The organism is Natrinema marinum, assembly GCF_024296685.1.
Lineage (GTDB): Archaea > Halobacteriota > Halobacteria > Halobacteriales > Natrialbaceae > Natrinema > Natrinema marinum.
In genome coordinates this window covers 158,464-172,152 of the sequence record NZ_CP100763.1, presented here as the reverse complement: position 1 = coordinate 172,152, position 13,689 = coordinate 158,464, and the positions used below count along the sequence as shown (strand labels likewise).

The 13,689-nt window shown below is 61.9% G+C and carries 23 protein-coding genes; 16 read left to right on the top strand and 7 right to left on the bottom strand.

All coding sequences use genetic code 11. The annotated features are described in order from the left end of the window. Nucleotides 1–100: 100 nt before the first annotated feature. Genes NKH51_RS00910 through NKH51_RS00885 form a run of 6 tightly spaced genes read left to right on the top strand, consistent with a single transcriptional unit; the run spans nt 101 to nt 3,146 of the window. On the top strand, nt 101–424 hold the full coding sequence (locus NKH51_RS00910; protein WP_254763365.1) for a hypothetical protein: 324 nt from the start codon (nt 101–103) through the stop codon (nt 422–424). Beyond that, complete coding sequence (locus tag NKH51_RS00905) at nt 424–1,083, top strand: hypothetical protein (RefSeq protein WP_254763364.1); 660 nt, start codon at nt 424–426, stop codon at nt 1,081–1,083. Before NKH51_RS00910 ends, NKH51_RS00905 begins: the two co-directional genes overlap by 1 nt. Continuing rightward, nucleotides 1,067–1,588 carry a hypothetical protein gene (locus tag NKH51_RS00900; protein WP_254763363.1) on the top strand — a complete coding sequence of 174 codons (522 nt, stop codon included), beginning with the start codon at nt 1,067–1,069 and terminating at the stop codon, nt 1,586–1,588. Before NKH51_RS00905 ends, NKH51_RS00900 begins: the two co-directional genes overlap by 17 nt. Continuing rightward, nucleotides 1,585–2,169, top strand: coding sequence for a hypothetical protein (locus tag NKH51_RS00895; protein ID WP_254763362.1), 585 nt, complete (start codon nt 1,585–1,587; stop codon nt 2,167–2,169). The genes NKH51_RS00900 and NKH51_RS00895 overlap by 4 nt, the downstream gene beginning before the upstream one ends. Beyond that, a complete protein-coding gene (locus NKH51_RS00890) occupies nt 2,166–2,954 on the top strand; it encodes an ATP-binding protein (protein WP_254763361.1) in 789 nt (262 codons plus the stop codon). The genes NKH51_RS00895 and NKH51_RS00890 overlap by 4 nt, the downstream gene beginning before the upstream one ends. 6 nt (nt 2,955–2,960) lie before the next feature. Next, the gene (locus tag NKH51_RS00885; RefSeq protein WP_254763360.1) at nt 2,961–3,146 is read left to right on the top strand and encodes a hypothetical protein; all 186 of its coding nucleotides are present in this window, start codon (nt 2,961–2,963) and stop codon (nt 3,144–3,146) included. A gap of 16 nt (nt 3,147–3,162) precedes the next feature. On the opposite strand, the gene NKH51_RS00880 is transcribed toward NKH51_RS00885, so the two are convergent. Next, nucleotides 3,163–4,320: a Fic family protein gene (locus NKH51_RS00880; protein WP_254763359.1), complete on the bottom strand. Its 1,158-nt coding sequence runs from the start codon at nt 4,318–4,320 to the stop codon at nt 3,163–3,165. 227 nt (nt 4,321–4,547) lie between these two features. On the opposite strand from NKH51_RS00880, the gene NKH51_RS00875 reads away from it, so the two are divergent. From NKH51_RS00875 to NKH51_RS00830, 10 genes are all read left to right on the top strand, one after another. After that, nucleotides 4,548–4,823: a hypothetical protein gene (locus NKH51_RS00875; RefSeq protein WP_254763358.1), complete on the top strand. Its 276-nt coding sequence runs from the start codon at nt 4,548–4,550 to the stop codon at nt 4,821–4,823. Further along, nucleotides 4,824–5,315, top strand: a complete 492-nt coding sequence (locus tag NKH51_RS00870) for a hypothetical protein (protein WP_254763357.1) — start codon at nt 4,824–4,826, stop codon at nt 5,313–5,315. Further along, nucleotides 5,315–6,052 (top strand): hypothetical protein, encoded by a 738-nt coding sequence (locus tag NKH51_RS00865; RefSeq protein ID WP_254763356.1) that lies wholly within the window; start codon nt 5,315–5,317, stop codon nt 6,050–6,052. Before NKH51_RS00870 ends, NKH51_RS00865 begins: the two co-directional genes overlap by 1 nt. A gap of 6 nt (nt 6,053–6,058) precedes the next feature. Further along, nucleotides 6,059–6,253: a hypothetical protein gene (locus NKH51_RS00860; RefSeq protein ID WP_254763355.1), complete on the top strand. Its 195-nt coding sequence runs from the start codon at nt 6,059–6,061 to the stop codon at nt 6,251–6,253. Between the two features lie 76 nt (nt 6,254–6,329). Next, entirely contained in the window at nt 6,330–7,121 is a 792-nt protein-coding gene (locus NKH51_RS00855) for a phage tail protein (RefSeq protein ID WP_254763354.1), read from the top strand. Between the two features lies 1 nt (nt 7,122). Continuing rightward, nucleotides 7,123–7,338, top strand: a complete 216-nt coding sequence (locus tag NKH51_RS00850) for a hypothetical protein (protein WP_254763353.1) — start codon at nt 7,123–7,125, stop codon at nt 7,336–7,338. Further along, nucleotides 7,338–7,814 (top strand): hypothetical protein, encoded by a 477-nt coding sequence (locus NKH51_RS00845; protein WP_254763352.1) that lies wholly within the window; start codon nt 7,338–7,340, stop codon nt 7,812–7,814. Before NKH51_RS00850 ends, NKH51_RS00845 begins: the two co-directional genes overlap by 1 nt. Beyond that, complete coding sequence (locus tag NKH51_RS00840) at nt 7,811–8,821, top strand: hypothetical protein (protein WP_254763351.1); 1,011 nt, start codon at nt 7,811–7,813, stop codon at nt 8,819–8,821. The genes NKH51_RS00845 and NKH51_RS00840 overlap by 4 nt, the downstream gene beginning before the upstream one ends. Nucleotides 8,822–8,823: 2 nt before the next feature. Beyond that, on the top strand, nt 8,824–9,513 hold the full coding sequence (locus NKH51_RS00835; RefSeq protein WP_254763350.1) for a hypothetical protein: 690 nt from the start codon (nt 8,824–8,826) through the stop codon (nt 9,511–9,513). Between the two features lie 45 nt (nt 9,514–9,558). After that, nucleotides 9,559–9,834: a hypothetical protein gene (locus NKH51_RS00830; RefSeq protein WP_254763349.1), complete on the top strand. Its 276-nt coding sequence runs from the start codon at nt 9,559–9,561 to the stop codon at nt 9,832–9,834. A 63-nt stretch (nt 9,835–9,897) separates the two neighbouring features. On the opposite strand, the gene NKH51_RS00825 is transcribed toward NKH51_RS00830, so the two are convergent. The 6 genes from NKH51_RS00825 to NKH51_RS00805 form a co-directional block, all read right to left on the bottom strand. Further along, nucleotides 9,898–10,350, bottom strand: a complete 453-nt coding sequence (locus tag NKH51_RS00825; protein ID WP_254765182.1) for a ribbon-helix-helix domain-containing protein — start codon at nt 10,348–10,350, stop codon at nt 9,898–9,900. Between the two features lie 130 nt (nt 10,351–10,480). Continuing rightward, a complete protein-coding gene (locus NKH51_RS00820; protein WP_254763348.1) occupies nt 10,481–10,912 on the bottom strand; it encodes an SWIM zinc finger family protein in 432 nt (143 codons plus the stop codon). Between the two features lie 327 nt (nt 10,913–11,239). After that, entirely contained in the window at nt 11,240–11,938 is a 699-nt protein-coding gene (locus NKH51_RS00815; protein ID WP_254763347.1) for a hypothetical protein, read from the bottom strand. A gap of 258 nt (nt 11,939–12,196) precedes the next feature. Continuing rightward, nucleotides 12,197–12,325 (bottom strand): hypothetical protein, encoded by a 129-nt coding sequence (locus tag NKH51_RS18780; protein ID WP_256527488.1) that lies wholly within the window; start codon nt 12,323–12,325, stop codon nt 12,197–12,199. A 315-nt stretch (nt 12,326–12,640) separates the two neighbouring features. Next, entirely contained in the window at nt 12,641–12,832 is a 192-nt protein-coding gene (locus NKH51_RS00810) for a hypothetical protein (RefSeq protein WP_254763346.1), read from the bottom strand. Nucleotides 12,833–13,257: 425 nt separating this feature from the next. Next, nucleotides 13,258–13,653, bottom strand: coding sequence for a helix-turn-helix transcriptional regulator (locus NKH51_RS00805; protein ID WP_254763345.1), 396 nt, complete (start codon nt 13,651–13,653; stop codon nt 13,258–13,260). Between the last annotated feature and the right edge of the window lie 36 nt (nt 13,654–13,689).

The window sequence follows — 13,689 nt, the reverse complement described above, 5'->3', positions numbered from 1 at the left end:
ACGTTCCTAACTGGTCCTGAACCTGTTTAAACATTGGTCTCACCAGTACGAGACTATGATATTCCCGACCGCTATCAGTCGCTCACGAATCCCTCTGAGCATGGGTGCAGACAACCCACCACCGACTAATGACAAGGAAATTGACGATGTCTATCACGACCGAAATCTCCTCGCGATCGCCTACGCAAGAGCGATCAAACTCACCTGGGGACGAGAGAACGCTGGCTGGTACTGGCACGCCGACTGGCCAGTTGTCTGGGTCGACACTCCCGTCGGCCAGCAATCGTGGCACGTCACGCCCGACCTCGAGGATGTCCTTGAGCGCTCGTCCCTCGAACAGACCGAACCGGCCGGTGGCTACGACGGCCACTCGCGGACGCTGAAGAACTGCCGACTCGCCCGCTACATTACTGGATCCTACTGATGACCGACTACTTCTGCCCCGTTGAGGGGTGCGACAAACACGAAGACGAATGGAACGACGAGCAACCACCCTTCGCCTCGAGGCAGGCGGTCAGGAGCCACATCAACGCGAAGAGTGGTGACGACCACCAGCGAGCGAGGGGCGAAGGGGCCTGGAAGGAGGCACCGACCAGCAGCGAAGGCGCAGACGGCGACGGGGTCGAGAGCAGCGACGAGCAGCAACCCGAAGCAACCGAGAGCAGCAACGAGCAGCCAGACGAGCAGGCAACAAGCAGCAACGAAGGGGGTGAACCCAGCCCCTCGAGCAGCGACTCGACTGACGAGAGCAACGACGAACAGGGAGACGAGCAAGTGAAACCCGCAGACAGCACCGACCCGTGGGACCCAGACGAGCAGCCAAACGACCAGCAAAAAGGGGCCACTCAAGGGGGTCAAAGCAGCCCCTCGAGTGCCTCGAGCACTGGCTCGAGCAGCGGCCCGAGTCTCCGAGCCACTGCCATCCTCATCGGAGCGGCTGTCGCCGTGGCCATCCTGATCCTGCTGTGGCGGCGTCGGCGGTCGAACACGATCGATGTCGACTCGACCACTCCGACATCCGACGAGGACAACTCGAGCGGCAACGACATCGACCGCGAAGCCGGGGGTGGTCTCGTTGACTAACGACCAGGACGACGCCGACGGCCAACCGGAAGCTGAACTCGAGGAAGAGTCCTACGCCGAGATCGATCCGGAAATCGCCGAGCAGGTCGCGGCAGCCGACTCCGAAGACGCTGATGGTGAGGATGTCGATGTCGACGACCCGGCAGACGAGCCGAACGACACCGACGAAAGGGCCAGCACCGGCGACCGGAAGACGGTCGGCCACGTCTACTGCCGGGCGCTCGGGGCCGGCGCTGCCATCAGCCAGGATCGGATGGGCTCGGGTGTCGACGACCGTTCGGCGGTGATCGACGAGTACGCAGACCTCGCGAAGGAACTCGACCTCGACGAGTACATGGACCAGTGGTACCGAGAGAACCTGAGTGGCAGCTCGGAACTCGGGCCCGGTCAGGGCCTCGTCGCGATGACATCGCTGTTCGCCGTGATGGTCCTCGTTGAGGACACGGAGATGCTCGACGGGGCGATCGACTCTATGAGCGGAGCCACCGCGGAGGTGGAGGCATGAACCTCCGAAATCTCGCGACCGGCGGCGATCCGCGGAAGGCCCTCGCGACGAAGTTCTTCCAGAGCCAGCAGGCCGAGGCGTTTCTCTCGATCGTCGCCCACCGCGAGCGGCGAATCATGGAAGCCGTCGCCGACCTGCAGGAAGCCGTCGACGCTGATGTCGACCAACTCGAGGGGCTGCCGTCGGTCGACGACCGCGTCGAGCAAATCCGCTCGATGGCGCTCGCGATGGTCGATGAGTCGCTTCCCTCGTGGTACGTCCAGGAGGCGATCGACATCGACAACGCCGACGAAGCCGCCCAGTACGCCGACCTCACCGACGAGGAATGGCAGACGACCAAAGAGACGTGGGCCGACCGCTACCGCGAGCAGGGCGTCGAGGGCGGCGTCGACGAACTTGCGACGGCCCACGTTCGGGCCCGCTTCAATGTCGACGACCTCGAGACGTTCCGCGAGGCCGTCGTCGAGTGGTCCGACGAGCGACAGCAGGCCGTCCTCGAGGAAGCCCTCGCTGGTGGTCTCGAGATGGCCGAGCAGGGGATTCGCGACGTAACCGACGCCGTCGACTCGGAGGATCGATGAATCTCGCGTTCGGTGCTCGCACGAACTGGGGGAAGAGCTACGGCCTGCAGGCGTACACGGAGCGCAACGCGCCCGAGTACGATCGAACGGTCCTCGTCGACTACAAGGACGAGTACACCGGACTGGTTGAGTCGGGCTTGCTGCAGCGGCTCCCACTTCGACCCGGAACGGAGGAGCTGTCACGGTCCGAGTGGCGGCAGATCTTCGAAGACAACGGCAGCCTCCAATTGGCCCGTGACGGAATGACCGACGACACCTGGCGTGAGGCGATCGCGACGGCGATTGAGGCGCTTGCCCAACTCGAGGAACGCACGTTTCTGGGCTTGGACGAGGCTCATCGGCTCGCACCACAGGACAAGGGCTATCCCGATGCCTTCGACACGCTCGCGACGACGTGGCACGGTGACGGAATGGGCGTCGCGTGGGTCACCCAGCGCTTCGCGAAACTCGACGAGGACATCTGTTCGCAGTGTCAGGCGTCGATGCTTGGCGGCTTCGGCAGCGGGAACGACCTCGATAAGGTCCGCGGGATCGTCGAGTACCCGGCTGACGTTCACAAGGCCGACGCCGAGACCTGTCCGCGGACGCTTCCCGATGAGTTGCTCGTCGATGGCGAACCACTGACGCTGCAGCGGTTCACTGACGCCGAAGGGAACACGATCGGCTCCGAGTGGATTTATTCAGACGACACGACGCTCAGACGTATCGATTCACGCGACTGGACGCTCGAGAGCACGCACTACGGCAGCGACCGGGTCCGGATCAAACACCCCTTCGACGACTAACTCACGATGCGAACCGACATCACGCTCCGCGGGAGCAAGGCCGATCAGTTCGAACGGATTCAAAACCACCTCGAGGACCGTCGCGGTCACGAACTTTCGCGGGCCGATGTCGTTGGGGCCTTGATGGCGGACTTCGAGCAGGATCTCGAGGACACCCGAAGCAGTTCTGTCCGACGACGTAGCGGGCAGTGAACCCACGATCTCCAAGCTAGTGATCCGGCCTTCTCTCGAGGATGTCGAAGATATCGATCGCTTTGTACTCCTGATTCCGCTGGTTGCCGGTCGTCTCGACGAGAACACCGTCGGACACTAACTCCTCGATGGCGTTATACGCGGTTTGTCGACTGACATCGAACTCCGCTTGGACATCGTTGGCAGTGAAGTACGGCATGTCGAAGACGCCCCGCGCGAGGCGATGGCTCGTTTTCTGATGCGGATACCGCTGTTCGTAGTCGCGCCGAAGGTCCATCAACCGCTGTGTCCGCTCGTACGAGTCTCGCGCCTGTACCTCGATCCCTTCGATGAAGAACGTAATCCAATCTCGCCAGTCTCCGGTTTCGCTCACAGCGCGCATCTTCTCGACGTACTCCTGCTTGTTGCGATTGAAATAGGCGCTCGGATAGAGATACGGCTCGCTCAGGTATCCTTCAGCGCAGAGTTGCAACACGATGAGAATGCGACCAAGCCGACCATTCCCGTCCTCACAGGGATGAATCGTCTCGAACTGATAATGTGTAATTGCGAGATCAACGAGCGGGTGATGTTGGCCGCCCATCTGGATGTACGTCTCCAGGGAGTCCATCAGCTCGGGAACCGATCCGTGCGGCGGGGGAACGAACGGCGGTTGGCTGGCGTACGGAGAGGGAAGGTGGACATCAGTCGTCCGCCAGTCTCCGACAACCTCACCTTCGTTGCGAACGTTTTCGAGGAGCAGTTCGTGAAGCGACTGGAGGAGTTCGAGCGTTATCGGCTCGCCCTGTTTGATCGCGTTGAATCCCTTTTGAAGGGCGCGCTCGGCATTCAGAACCTCCTGTAAGTCCCGACTCACATCGACGTTCTCGTCTCTGCCGGTCCGAGTATGGTGGGCGTATACCTCGTCCACGTCGACATCAGCTCCTTCTATTTCCGCGGTCTCGACGGCCTCGAGCCGGACGAGAGACGTGTAGAGTACCGGTGAGAAATCGACGGTTGGACTGATACCGTCGATTCGGCCGAGCTGAAAGGACGCATCGGCGAGAAGCTCCGTGAGTTCGTCGTCGACATCGATCCGTGTCGAGAGAGGGAGCTTGTCTGGGATGTAGTATGGATGTGGATGAGACTCGCGATAGTGCCCGGGGGCCTCTTCCGGAAGTTCTCGAGTCCGCATTTGACTATACCACGAACCCCGGCCTGTTAATCATATCGCTCTTAAACCAATTTGATTACTGGTGTCTAAGACGGTCCCACTCCAAATACGAGACGAGAGTTTTGGAGGACGGGTCGTCTCGCAACAGCAGTTGACTGCAGATCACCGCACACCGCCACCAGCTACGTCAACAGACTGCGGTCCTGACGCGCTCTTATATCCGAATTCGGCCGGTTGATTGGACTCGCATGGCGATGAATTTCGATCAGGCCACGCAGGTCCTGACTGACAGTGATGTGTGGATGGACGTTGGAATGGTCGCAGGCGGCTACCTCGCACCGTACCTCGTCGACACCGCGACGGGGACGATGCTCCCGTCGGAAATCTTCGGCATCGGCGGGATGGCCGTCGGCGAGATGGTCGTCGGAAACCGAGCGTTCACCCTCGGCTCGGGCGCGTTCGTCGTCCGCGAGGCCGCCGAACGGTTCAATGCCCAGGGGATGATCAACGAGGTGCTGGCGTAGATGAGCCTCTCGTTGTACGCTGCCCTCGGTGACGTGAGCAAGTACGTCACCACGCAGACCAACATCAGCGATCAACTCACGCCTGTCCTCACGATCAGCCCCAAAGACGGTGTCGGGGTACTCATCCGGAACGCCGTCAGCGTCGGCGATAAATCCGGCCTACCGATCTACGGCAAGTTCAACGACTCGAACGGCAACCCGCTCCCGGCGAACACGCGCCTCGCACTCGGCTACAAGTCCCCGACCGACGAGAGCATTCAGGTCGTCTCGGACCCGAAGGCGACGATCGCGAGCTACATCAAGAACAGCGTCTCCGACCAGCAGGACGAACGCAAGGTCGACGCCGTCAAACACCAGCTCAAGGGCAACAAGCTCGAGGTGAGGGACATCGACGAAGCGTACATCCTCGTCGATTCGTCGGCCCAGATCGACCACTCACAGAGTGAGATCTACTTCGAGGAGTCGGCGCTGGCGGAGGTGGACCTCGAGTAATGGCGATCAAACACAAACTCAAGCAGGCCAGTTGGGTTCCGGGGAGCCTCACCCTCCGCGAGTTCACAATCCAGGAAGGTACCCCTGACGAGGCGAGCGTCGTCGCTGAAACCAAGCTCGGTCGGCCGCTCCAGCTCCGAGACGACCCGGACAGCGAGCTTCGACTCGTCCTCCCGGCGTACGAGCACTTCACCACCAACGGGACGGCAGACGAGCAGGAAACGTTCGACCTCTCGCACAACGCGATCGACTCGCCGTCGACCGAATCGTTTGTCCTCTACGAGGACGGCACGGTCGTCGAACCGGACAGCGTCGACTTCGCCGGCAACTCGTTCGATTACACGTCGACGAGCACCGACACCGACCTCGACGTCTTTTACGTCCCGCGCGATCCGGCATCGGTCGAGATCCGCAAGACCGCGCCCGGAGCGGGCGGCCAAGTCAATCAGACGCTCAAGGAGGCGCAGACGGCGATCCTGCACACGCGAGACCAGGCGCAACAGGAGGTTCGCTTCGGCTTCGAGCGGACGCCGCTACAGCCGTACCTTCCGCGGAAGTTCAAGCTGCAGGTCGTCGTCGACGCGCCCTATACCGTCGCGTTCGAGGCACCCGAGCGGACGAACGGGACACCTCGAGCCCGCAACGCCCTGCTGTCGCTGCCGCGGTTCCAGACGGAGGCCCGTATCGAGGGGCTCGGTGCGGCGGTCAAGCAGGACATGATCGGAGTTCGAGAGTGATCCATCGTGCAGGGTGGCCTTTCGGACGGCACTGGACCGGGCGAGGTAGCCGTCACTGCGACGACTACCTCGACGCCGGCGACGCCCTCGAGCCCGACGGAGCAGCTCGTCGCCGGGACGCAGTGGACGCAGGACGACCTCATGATCGCCCTGCTCGCACTGCAGGTGGTGCTACTGGTCTTCGTCACGATTCGAGCATGATCGGACACACGCACGGGCTCGCCGGCGAGATTGCCGTGCCGAGCCCCACGAACGGTATCGACATGGAGGTGAGCTAATGCCGGGTCCTGCAGCCGCGCTTGCGGCCGGCGAAGCCGTTGACAAGGCTGGTGGAGCGGTCGACACGGTCGGTGATGTCGCCGACCCTGCTGCCGACGCCGTGAGCAACGTCTCGAGCGACGTGAGCGACGCGGCTCAGAACAGTCAGGGGTTCAACGTCGCACTCGCAGTCGGCGCGATCGCGCTCGCCTACGTCGTCTATCGGTTCACCGGCTTCTTCGACGGTGCCGGTGAGGCAGCGTCTGGGTTCGGTGACGCACTCGGCGACCTCTGGGGCGGCTCGAAAGACGCGGCCGCTGGCGGTGGCGGTGCAGCCGGCGACGTGTGGGACGGCTCGACCGACGCTGCCGGCGGAATCGGCGGCGCTATTGGTGACATTTGGGGCGGCTCGAAAGATGTCGCCAACAGCACTGGCGATATGTACGGCGATGCCTGGAGCGGGACCACCGGCGTGCTCGGCGACATCTGGGGCGGCTCGAAAGACGCTGCAGATGGCGCCGGCGATCTCTACGGCGACGTGGTCGGCGATATCTGGGGCGGTGCGACCGATACCGCGGACGGTACCGGCGACCTCGTGGGCGACCTCACCGGCGGCGTGGTCGACACCGGCGGCGACCTCTTCGGCGGCATGATCTCGACTGGTGACGACGCCGTCGACGGGGCCGTCGAAACGGGCGACGATGTCGTCGACGGTGCGGTCGAGCACGGCGGCAACGCTGTCGACGGAGCAGTCGACGCAGGTCAGGATCTTGTCGGCGGCGCAGCAGACTTCGCCGGAGGGCTGATCTGAGATGGAGCCGACGACGCTGCTCAACAACTTCGGATTCCCAACCGTCGCGTTCCTCCTCATGTACAAACTCTATCGGGAGGAACGCGGCGAACGACGGGATGAACGGAACGAATGGCTCGAGGCAATCCACGAACACACGGCGACGCTGAAGGCGCTCCGTCGAGATGTCCGGACGGTCGCGACCGACGGCGGCGAGCCAGAGGAGGGGGATGCCTGATGGTCGGCAGCTCGACGTTCGGCCCGGATAGCCAGGTCGAGCGCATTCTCGCGAAGTACGGCCTCGAGGCGACATCGTGGCCCGACGATCTCGTCGAAAACGACACCAACCGACTGCTACTCGCACAACTGCTCGAGCAGCGCGGGGAGAACGCCCTCGAGGCGATCGACCACCAGTCGGAGGACAGCCAGGAGGCCCCGTACTTCGTCACGGAGGAGCCGCTTCCGGTGACCTCGACGGACGAGGAACGCCTCAACTGGGGCTTCTCGGCGACCTCGGTCACAATCTGGGGATTCACCGAGCCGATTTATGTCGCATTCCGGTCGGAAGGCGACTACCGGAAGATCCCGCTCGAGCCGGGGAACGCACCGTATCACGAAGCCCCAGAAGGCGGCCTCGGTGCCTCGAGCGTCTGGATTCGCAAGCGCAGTGACAGCACGAACGACACGCAGGTAATCGTCAAAGCCAACAAATGACTGTAATCGGAGAGAAGACGGCGACGTACGCAACGCTTGTAGACGACATAGCAGGCGCCCTCACGTCGTTTAGCAACTGGTCCGACGCGGACAGCTACGTCGTGAACGACGGCACCGCGAAGGCCAGCAACGACGACGGATCGACGCCACAAGACACGGACTGGCACAACAACGCTCGGGTACTCGAGGACAGCAACACCGGGACGTTCCTCCTCATGTACCTGCATGGCTCCCGATACGACAATCACGACAACGACGACGTGTCGGGAATCCGGTTCGTGTACTCCTCAGATTGGGACGCGACTGAACATCACCCGGCGGGTGATACGAACGTCGAGAGCGCCGATGACGGCAACCTCAGGGACGGCGTGGGATTTTACCTCACCGATACCTACGCTGACCGCAATAACGAGGGCTACGACAGATGGAACGGCGGAACGTTCGGCGTGTGGGGGAGCTCGAATAACCTGAGCCGCGACACGATCCGAGGCAACTCGGTGAGCTACGTCATTTCGGCGAACTCCGACGGGCTAAATATCGGCCTCTGGAACAACAACGACGGCAACAACGGCATCGCCTCTATCACGGTCTTCGAGTACCTTGATAACCGGTTCTTCAACGATACCGCCGTCCCGTTCGTCGCGCTCACTCAAACCACGCACCGCTGCCACAGTATCGCCTACGGCTTCGACTCCTACTGGACCCGAGCGAGAACGTGGAACGTGGATCGAGTGGGATACCCCTCAGCACCCGTCGAGGAGGCCGATTGGGGAATCATCAACCCCTCGAGCGAAGACGATACGTTCTTCTTCCGCTACCCGGCGGCCTTCAACAACACCAGCCAGGACGTACCGGTTGCCTATCTCCGCGAGGCCATCCCAAACGACTATCAGGAGGGTGGCGCCCACGGCGACGACTTCACTCACGATAGCACCACGTACAAGATATTCAAAAAGTCCGGCGCGAGCACCAACAACGTCGTGAGCGCCGGCCTGAGGCACGAATAAGCATGGTGACGCTCACTACCTCCGCCGCGATGGGCGATGGTGGGGTAGCGACGACACCGCTCACGGCGACCTCGCGTCTGGGCCCCGGAACCGACCCACTCCGGCAGACGGTCGCGTTCGAAGCCGAAGCAAGCGATGGCATGACGACGACCACGAGGAGGAACAGGGCGGTCGGACCACCGCCGGATCCGGAGCCGACGACCGCGCTCACGACGACCTCGCGCCTCGGCCCCGGAACCGACCCACTTCGGCAGACGGTCGCGTTCAACGCGCTCGACTACGGCCCGGCGGCTTCGGCGCGATCTCCCCGAACGCGCTCGCCGTTCGGTGGCGGCCTCGAGCAAACCACGCTCATTCCTGGCTCGTATTTCCGCTCTCTCAGGGGCATAGCCGTCGATACTGACGGGAATCCGCTCGGCGATGCGAAGTACATCATGGCGATGGGCGATCTCCCAACGGTCGGCCCCGTCGCGGATGACGGGACGTTCACCGTCTACACCCTCCGCTCGAACTACGACGACTTCGTCCTCGTGGCGAGTTCCGGGCGGAAAGGCGTCGACTATACGTGGTACACGCCGGTCGATGTCGAGGTCGGCCCGACCGAGAACGAGGTCGTCCTCGTATTCGAGCCGCGCGAGTTGAAGGGCCTGTACGCCGGAAACAGCGTTAGCATGGGCGGATCGCTCAGATAATACAGGTCGCAAAATATATTATTATGAGCACATCTTCTTTGACAGATGTCGCCCTCCAGACCGTTCGTCGATACCGATACCGGAGAACTCGATACCGCTCAGCTCATCAAAGAAGCAATACCCCTTGCGAGGCTCATTGGAGCCGTTGCTTTGGTCGCTCTCATCCCTCTCGTTTTTCGGATCGTTTTTGACGGCCTACTAGGATTGACCTCCGGGCTCGGCTTCTTGTTCATACTCGTAAGCCAGTTTATCCTCGCAGTCGGTACTGGACTCGTTCTGATATACGTTATTGTACGAGCGAACCAGATAATCGACGAATGAGTAGCTGCAGACCGTAGACCGGATGACGATCGGGAATCAGTTGAAATGAAATCAGCGACGGCGCTACGCGATTGCTTCCTCTCCCGGCTCGACGATGTCTTCACCGTCGGTGTAGAGCATCGGTCGGACGTATACCCACACGACCTGGTTGCCCGGCGATACTGAGACGTAGCCCTCACTCTCGAGGGGCTTGATAATCTCATCGAGCACGGCGCTCTTCGGTGTATCGTTGTCGTAGAGCTTGTTTTTCGCGGCCTCGAGGGTCACGCGACGCTTGCTTTTGTGCGGAGCCGACGCCCGCTGGTGAAGCATCCGGTAGGCGTCGGCGAGCCGTTCACCGTCGGGAAGCACGGGCTGGGGGCCGTGGAGATCGCCTTTCGCGTCGACCTCGTTCTGGACCAGCTCGCGCAGCTTCTCGCTGCGGTTCTTGTCCTCGCGGTCGGCGATCTCGTCGAGCGTCTCGAGCAACTCGTCGGGGCAGCCGAACGAGACGCGGCTCGAGGGATCGTAATCCATCCGGGCCATCAGCGATTCACCCCAATTTGCATATCCGGTGAATACGCAGACGGCGTCGGGAAGTGCAGTTCGTATGCAAGGGGGGTGGGGACCCTTACGGAGACGGCTATCGCGCGGGTGTGCGTGCGCGTCATGCGCGACCCTCCATCTCCTGCTCATAGTCTCGAGTCTGCTCGATCGCGGTGTCGTGTGGCTCTCCCTCGAGCGTCTCGCCTGTCGCGTGGCACATTTCGTGCTCGTCTGCGGGACTGCCGTTGGTCGCCTCGACGCTGACCAGTCCGAGGAAGTCGGCCTTTCGGAGCGTACAGAGATGGGCGCACGGCCCGTCGTGGTACTGCCAGCCCTTGCAGTCACATCGACCGAGGTACTCGTCGTCCTCGAGGCCGAGCGCGCAGTAGTGTACGTCCTCGCCGTCTCTGAGCGTGACCTTGTAGCCGAACCGACCGAACGACTCGATCAGCGCCTCTCGTGGGTCCGCTCGAGTCCATGACTCAGTGTCGCCGTCGCGTTCCTCGAGGAAGTCAACCGACTCCCCATCAGTTGGTTCTGGGAAAGCGCTCATCGGTCGCGTGACACCTCCAGCAGATCGTGTGGACCGTTCTCACAAACGCGACGGGGGAGGCCTCCAGCCGAGGTTTCGGTGATCATCTGACCACCGCAATGCGGGCAGTACCGGGTCATGCTCGGATCCCTCCGCTGTACTGCGATTGACCATGACCGAGGTTTACAGTTGCCCGCCCGGCGAGTCCATCGCTGTTTCGCCGTCGGGGTCAGGGAAATAATCTTGTGAGCCGATAGTCTCGAGCGGACGCGGAGAGCACAGAGACCACTGGCCGAGAGCCGAGTGTAGAGTGTAGAAAACGCAGGCGATTACGGCGCGACGACTACCTCAGTTATCGAGCAGCGATAGGACTCGTAACACGAGTTGCAGGATGTGGATGAAGACACCCATGACGGCGACGTAGATACCGATCGCGTTCCGGAGTGTGCTCGCGTATCTGTTTGCCTTGACCGCCCAGATCTCGTAGGTGAGGTCCGTGACGAACCCGAGGAAAAACAGGACGGACGCGAGAAGCACGAGCGCGGGGGTGACGAAGAAGCCGACGCCGCCCACGACGAAGCCGGCGACGAACAGCCCCCTCGAGTAGAGTTGCCAGCGGTCGAACGACCGATCGGTTCGATAGACGAGGACGACGACGCCGGCGGTCAGCAGTCCCGTCAGGACCGTTGTAATGGCGAGGGACGGAACGACGAGTTCGGACGGGACGAGCCCGAGGATCGCGGAGCCGAGCAACGTATAGCCGAACTGAATCAGCGCGACGCCGGCGCCTGCCAACGGCAGGACATCGGCTTCGATACCGCGGTTCGAAATCCAGAACCCGCCACCGATGGTGACGATGAACGTCGCGACGCCGACGAAGAAATTCGCGAAGAGGAGTCTACCGAGAACCGCGAGTGGCGTATAACTCGCCACGAACATCAGCAGGATGTTCACCGCGACGAGTGCGGTTGCAATCCCCGCCACTTTCGGTACGTCGGTCGTCGAGACGCGGTGCCGGGTCTGGGTGCGTTCGTGTGCTGCTGACATATTCGTGAAGACAACGATGGGAACTGCTGATAAATATTGCTATTATGATTGTATTTGAACAGTTACGGGCCAGATAGAAACGCGGGGCTGTGAACTAGCTCTCGGCCAGGGGCGGTTGGAGAGTTCCCAGACTGTCTCGACACTCGAGCGCGACGTATTCTCGAGTTGGATTCGCTGCCAGTCCAGAGTTCGATTCCTGAACCTGGATCACGGCACCTGACGGAAAGACGCCTCTCCACTCTCGTCTCGAGGGAAGGCTCAGAAGAGCCCTTTGAGAAGTACCAGCGCGACCCCGGAGAGGATGATGAAACTGAGGAAACTGGCGAAAATGATGCCAGCCTGTCGTCCGGTGAGCGATTCGCCGTCAAGGAACTCGTCTGAAGGCATGATCGTTGCCTTCACAGTTCTCCCGCTTAACTATAGTGGTCTGTGCGTTCGTCCCGTCACGGTCGATAGGCGGGTCGGCCAGAAGAGACAGTCGATTTGCGAGCAGCGGTCGTCACAGCGGGGGACGCCGTACAGGCGGCTCCGCCCCTCGAGAACGAACTGTCAGGAGTCGGCAAGTCAGAAGTCGAGAATCGAGAATCGAGAGCTAGTTGGATCGTGCCGAGTCTTGTCCGGGTCGTGCCGAATCCTGAGTCGGACGCTCCGGACGGCAGACTGGTCGCTGCGGGCCGTCACGGGCAACCGACGACCGGACGCTCACTTCTCGTCGGGGCTCACCTCCGGTTCGTCGTCGGAATCGTCGACGGGTTCGAAATCGGTCGAACCACAGGAGCAGCCGCCTTGTCCGATGATGCGAATCTCGCCATCCGGCCACTGTCGCGCCGCGTAGACGGAGCCACAGGCGGTACACGATGCGAGTACCCGCGTTACGTCGTCTTTGTGTGCCATCCCCAGCGGGAAGATGGGAAAACTGCGAAAAGAAGGTTTCCAATCGAACGGTTTTCGCTACGAAAACATGTCGTTTCGGTGATGACGGGCAGGTCTGACTCTCGGTTGGCGATGAATCCTCGCGCCTCGAGTTCCTCGAGGACGGCGTCGGGGGCCGTCGCCTCCGGGGCGCCCGTCTCGATGTACTCTATATCGTCGCCGACACCCTCGAGGGCGTCGTTGGACTCCTCGTAGTCGACCAGGGCCGACGGGTTCTCGATCGTGAATTACAGCGGAATCGAATCGAGGCTGCGATGCCCGCGAGCCCGACAGAGGGACAACTAGCGGGGCGGAGCCACGCTTCGCCGGCCGAGCGCCGGACACGGAAAGTAACCGCAGAACGGTCGACGGTCACTGCTCGTGGCTCGCGCCAGAAACCGACCGAACTACTCGTTGAGATGACCGCGGTACCCTTTCGGCTCGAAGCCGCGCCGGCAGATCACGCGTTTGCGACCGACGGTGATCGCGCTGATCTGGTCGTCGTCCTCCATGCGATCGATGACTTCCTCTAAGTGCTCTATCGACCACTCGGTTTCCTCGTGGATGGTCGACTGGTCGACGCGGCCGCCGCGTTTGACGAGCATCCGGAGAATTTTGTCCTCGTCCGGCAGTTCGCGCTCGTCGACGCCGTATTCGATCTCTTCGGCGTAGCTTAACGTTTCGTCATCCGACTCCTGGCCGGATTCCCCGGTCGCCGTCGTCGCAGACTCGCTCGAGGCAGTCTCGTCGGCCGAGCCGCGCCAGAGAGACGAAATGCGGGTCCAGAGTGTACTGAATACCATCTATTGATCACGCTCCGTTGGGACTACCACAGCTTG